Here is a 4,892-nt window from a genome sequence, read left to right as displayed (position 1 = left end):
GGCGATCACCGGCGGGTGGGTGGACCCCCGGCTCGGCGTGGTGGTCCGTCACACGCCGCTGAGCTGGGCGGACGTCCCGCTGCGCGCGGTGCTGGAGGAGGCCTGCGGCCTGCCGGTGCTGATCGACAACCACGCCCGGGCCATCGCCCAGTCGGAGATCCTCTTCGGCCGGCCGCAGGCCCGGCGCAGCGTGGTGCACCTGTTCGTGGGCAGCGTGGTGGACGCGGCGCTGGGCATCGCCGGGGTCGTCCACCAGGGGCCGCGTTCCGCGGCGGGGGACGTGGCCCACCTGCCGGTGGACGACACCGGGGCGCCCTGCCCCTGCGGGCGCAACGGCTGCCTCCAGGCCGCGGCGTCGGACGAGGCGCTGGGGGCGCAGGCGGTGGCGGAGGGCGTACTGGACCGGCCGGACGCCTTCCGCCTGGTGGAGCTGGCCGTGGGCGGTGACGACGCGGCGGACCGCCTGGTGCGCCGCAGGGTCCGGCTGGTCGGCCGGGCGGCCGCGCTGCTGCTGGATGTGCTCAATCCGGACCTGGTGCTGGTCACCGAGGTCTCCACGCTGCGGCACGAGCGCTATCTGGGTGTGCTGCGGGAGGAGGTGCTGAGGTGTTCGCGGGTGTGCGACGACCCGGAGCGGGTCGCGGTGTCCCACGCGGGGAGGCGGGCACTGTCCACGGCCGCCGGGGCGGCGGTGCTCGCCCCGCTCTACCGGGACCCGCTGCAGTTCGCCTCCCGCGCCCTGGACGGCTGACGCCCCATCATTTCTGACGGAGCGTCATATATGGACCGGCGTTGACCGCATCCTGACCGGCTGCCATTCTGACCGTGTGAACCAGGACGCACTCCTTGTCTCCCGCCTGCATGTCGACCTGCGTCGACAGGCCAGCGCGGTCTGTGCCGTCCGCTCCCTGCCGTCCTGCTGCTGAGCGGCGGCAGTACCGGCGGCGCGGCTCCCACGCCGTACCGCACCGGCCGTCCGAGGCCTCGCACGACCACCCGTCCCCGCCACTGCGGTGAGACGCCGGTGCGCTGAGGCCCGGCGGCGTCATGGACGCCCGACCGGACGGCAGGCCCTGCTGCCTGCCACCTCCTTCTGCGGCGCGCGGCATTCCTTCCTGTCCCACAGCAATCAACGCCCGGCCCTGCCCTGCCCGCCCCCGGCGGTGGGCGGACGCCGTACGGCCTGAGCCCACGGACAGGCGGGGACCGCCCGCGCGAGCACCGCACCCGTCACCCTTCGGACGTCCTCCGGCCCCGCTGCCGGCACCCCCGTGCCGGCTGCCCGTGGGCCGGCTCTCCCCGGCACCTGCTCCCGCCCCGGCGGCGCCCGCAGTCCGCCGCATGCTCCCGCACGGCCGAAAGGTCCGTCCCCGCCGTCGTGCCCTCACAAGGTTAGGAAGCCATGGACCAGCCCGTCCTCCCGCAGTCCCCCGGCACCTCCCGTCGCACCGTGCTCCGCGCCGCCGGCGCGGGATCCGCCCTGCTGGCACTGTCCGCGTGCCGGGCGGCGGTGGACGAGGGCGCCGCACCCGGCGCGGGTGCGCAGACCGCCGGGTCGTCCACGCCCAGACGCGGCGGAACCCTCGCCCTGGCGTCCCCGACGGACTTCACCCCGAGCCTGCTGTTCGCCCAGAGCGCCATGTCGCTGCCGCAGCGGCTGGTCTACAACACCCTCACCCGCTACGACGACCGGCTGCAGCCCCAGCCGGAACTGGCCACCGAGTGGCAGGTGTCCGGCGACGGCCGGGCGGTGACCCTGAAACTCCGCGACGACGTCGTCTTCCACAACGGACGGCCGTTCACCGCCGACGATGTGATCTTCGCCGTGAAGAACCTCCAGAACCCGCTGCGCGCGGCCCAGTTGAGGTCGACGGCGCTGGCGGTCGCCGGGTTCGAGAAGAGGGGCGACCATGAGATCGTCCTCACGCTGGCGCACCCGGTGAGCAATCTCTTCGACCTCTTCGAGTTCATGATCATCACTGATCGGGACAGCGTCGAGGACGCCCTCGCCGGCAAGCGTCTCATCGGCACCGGGCCGTTCACCTTCCAGGAGTGGAACCCAGGGTCGCTGCTGCGCTTCGCCCGGAACGACCGCTACTGGCGCCCCGGCCGCCCCTACCTGGACGGCGTCGACCTGCGGATCATCCCCCAGTCCGACACCCTGCTCTCCTCCCTGCGCACCGGCCAGACCCAGCTCACCTACGGCCTCGCCGGCAAGGACGCCGCCACCCTCAAGGACAACCCCCGGTTCCGGGTCAAGCAGTACGCCACCGGCTCCGGCGCCGTCTACCTCGGCGTCAACGTCACCGCGGACCCGGTCCGCAACAAGCTGGTCCGCCAGGCCCTGGCCTGGGCGGTCGACCGGGACCGCATCGTGCAGCAGGCCCTCGGCGGCTACGGCCTGGCGAGCGCCGCACCCTGGCCCGCCTCCTCACCGGCCTACACCGAGGCCAACGCCCGGCACTACACCCATGACCCGGCCAAGGCCCGTGAGCTGCTGAAGTCCGCCGGGGTGACCTCGCTGGACCTGCCGCTGCTGTTCGCCACCACCCCCGGCGGCGCCCAGATCGCCCAGATGGTGCAGTACGACCTCCAGCAGGTCGGCGTACGCACCACCCTGCAGCCCACCGACCCCGCCACCGGCCAGAAGCGGCTGATCTCGCAGAGCATGCCGGCGCTGTGGACCATGGGGCACGGCTTCGCCCAGGTCCACCCCGCGACGCTCGCCGTCAGCGCCTATCCCTTCAACGAGGCCAAGAACACCTCGAAGTTCCACTCCGCCGACTACACCGACGCGGTGCAGCGCGCCTGGAAGCGCACCGACGCCGACAGCGCCGAGGCCCGCGCCCTCTACCAGCGGATCTCCGACATCCTGCTCGACGAGGCCTTCATCATCGACCTCGCCGTCCTGGCCTCGCTGGAGGTCTCGGGGGCCGCCGTGCAGGGCGTGACCCTCAACAAGTTCAGCTACCTCAACCTCGACGACGCCCACCTGGCCTGACGATGCGTTCCTATCTCCTGAAGCGGATACCCTCCGCCCTCCTCGTGCTGCTCCTCGCCTCCGTGGCCGTCTTCCTCATCCTCCGCCTGCTCCCCGGCGACCCCGCGACCACCCTGGCCGGACCCGACGCCACCCCGGCCGCCGTGGCTGCGATCCGGGCCCATCTCGGCCTGGACCGGCCGCTGCCCGCGCAGTACGGCAGCTGGCTGCACGCCCTGGCCACCGGCGACCTCGGACCCTCCTACGCCATCGGCGGGCAGGTCTCCGACCTGATCGGCAACGGGCTCGGCGCCACCCTGGAGCTCACCGCCGGCGCCCTGGTCCTGGTGGTGCTGCTCGGCTTCACCGCCGGAGTGCTGGGCGCGACCGCGCGCAGCCGCACGGTCCAGGCGCTGGTGCGGGTGTTCACCACCGGCGCCCTCGCGGTGCCGCCCTTCGTCACCGGAGTGGTCCTGGTGCTGGTCCTCGCCGTGGGCCTCGGGCTGCTTCCCGCCGGGGGCTACCAGCCCTTCGCGCAGGCCCCCGACCTGGCCGTGCAGTACCTGGCCATGCCGGCGCTCTGCCTGGCGCTGCCCAGCGCCGCCGTCCTCGGCCGCTATCTGCGCGACGGCCTGGAGCGCACCCTCGCCGAGGACCATGTGCGCACCGCCACCGCCCTCGGCGTCCCCCGGCGGCGCATCCTGTGGCGTCACGCCCTGCCCAACGCCCTGCCGCCGGTCGTCACCGTCCTCGGCATGCAGGTCGGCCAACTCCTTGGCGGGGCCGTCCTGGTGGAGGCCATCTTCGCCTGGCCCGGCCTGGGACAGCTCGCCCAGCAGGGCGTACTGCGCCGCGACTACCCCGTCGTCCAGGACCTGCTGCTGCTCCTGGTCGCGGTCTTCGTCGCCGTCCAACTGCTCACCGACCTCGTGTACGCCTGGCTGGACCCCCGGATCAGGTGGGAGTGAACCCATGACCGCCATCGACATCACCCCGGACACCCGCACCGGAGCCGCCCGCACCGGCCGGCTCCGCGCCCTGCGGACCCGCCACGCCTACCTCGACGGGCTGCTCACCGCCCGCGGCACCACCGGCCTGCTGCTGGTCGGCACCGTCGTCCTCGCGGGCCTGCTCGCCCCGCTGCTCACTGGCGCCGACCCCCTCACCCAGGGCCCCGACGCGCTCGCCGGACCCGGCGGCGGACACCTGCTCGGCACCGACGACCTCGGCCGGGATCTGCTCAGCCGGATCCTCCACGGCATCCGGGCCGACCTGCTGATCGCCCTCGCCGCCGTGCCCCTCGGCGCGGCCGCGGGCTGCGCCCTCGCCCTGGCGGCCACCTCCTCCCGCGCCGCCGACGTGGTGGTGCAGCGGGCCTTCGACCTGGTCCTGGCCTTCCCCGGCCTGGTCCTGGCGCTGGCCGTCACCGCGCTCACCGGCGCCGGCACCACCCCCGTGGTGATCGTGATCGCGCTCGCCGAGATCCCCGGCTTCGGACGGCTGCTGCGCAGCGGCATCCTGGTGCAGCGGGAACGCGAGTACGCCGTCGCCGCCCGGGTCGGCGGCGCCTCCCGGCTGCGGGTCCTGGTCCGGCACGTCCTGCCGAACGCCGCCGACCCGCTGCTGGTGCAGCTCGCCGTCTCCCTCTCCCTGGCCGTCTTCATCGAGGGCGCCATGAGCTTCCTCGGCATCGGCGTCCGGCCGCCCGAGCCGTCGCTCGGCAGCATCCTCAGCGAGGCCATGCCCTACCTTCAGCAGGACCCCGGCTTCGCCGCCGCCCCGCTGGTGGTGGTGACCGCGCTGGTCCTCGGTCTCACCCTCATCGCGGAGTCACTGAACAGGGGGATACGCCGATGACCCGCCCACCCGCCCCGGTACTGGAGGTACGCGGCCTCAGCGCGGCCTTCACCAC

5 protein-coding genes are annotated in these 4,892 nt (G+C 73.8%); all 5 read left to right on the top strand.

Annotated elements, in window-relative coordinates; all coding sequences use genetic code 11:
- On the top strand, window positions 1-751 hold a 751-nt coding region (locus AOK09_RS35870), incomplete at its 5' end, for an ROK family protein (RefSeq protein WP_157876180.1).
- 76 nt (window positions 752-827) lie between these two features.
- Entirely contained in the window at window positions 828-926 is a 99-nt protein-coding gene (locus tag AOK09_RS43530; RefSeq protein WP_322973243.1) for a putative leader peptide, read from the top strand.
- 476 nt (window positions 927-1,402) lie between these two features.
- Window positions 1,403-3,001, top strand: coding sequence for an ABC transporter substrate-binding protein (locus tag AOK09_RS35865; protein WP_055591362.1), 1,599 nt, complete (start codon window positions 1,403-1,405; stop codon window positions 2,999-3,001).
- 2 nt (window positions 3,002-3,003) lie between these two features.
- Window positions 3,004-3,948 carry an ABC transporter permease gene (locus AOK09_RS35860; protein WP_055591361.1) on the top strand — a complete coding sequence of 315 codons (945 nt, stop codon included), beginning with the start codon at window positions 3,004-3,006 and terminating at the stop codon, window positions 3,946-3,948.
- A 4-nt stretch (window positions 3,949-3,952) separates the two neighbouring features.
- On the top strand, window positions 3,953-4,837 hold the full coding sequence (locus AOK09_RS35855; RefSeq protein ID WP_055591360.1) for an ABC transporter permease: 885 nt from the start codon (window positions 3,953-3,955) through the stop codon (window positions 4,835-4,837).
- Window positions 4,838-4,892 lie beyond the last annotated feature (55 nt).

This window comes from Peterkaempfera griseoplana (genome assembly GCF_001418575.1).
Taxonomy (GTDB): Bacteria; Actinomycetota; Actinomycetes; order Streptomycetales; family Streptomycetaceae; genus Peterkaempfera; species Peterkaempfera griseoplana.
Note: the sequence above shows the minus strand (reverse complement) of the source record. Positions and strands in the feature narration are given on the sequence as shown.

Excerpts from the sequence above, each read along its gene's own strand:
- AOK09_RS35865 (WP_055591362.1), top strand. The coding sequence starts at position 1,403 with ATGGACCAGCCCGTCCTCCCGCAGTCCCCCGGCACCTCCCGTCGCACC.
- AOK09_RS35855 (WP_055591360.1), top strand. The coding sequence starts at position 3,953 with ATGACCGCCATCGACATCACCCCGGACACCCGCACCGGAGCCGCCCGC.
- AOK09_RS35860 (WP_055591361.1), top strand. The coding sequence starts at position 3,004 with ATGCGTTCCTATCTCCTGAAGCGGATACCCTCCGCCCTCCTCGTGCTG.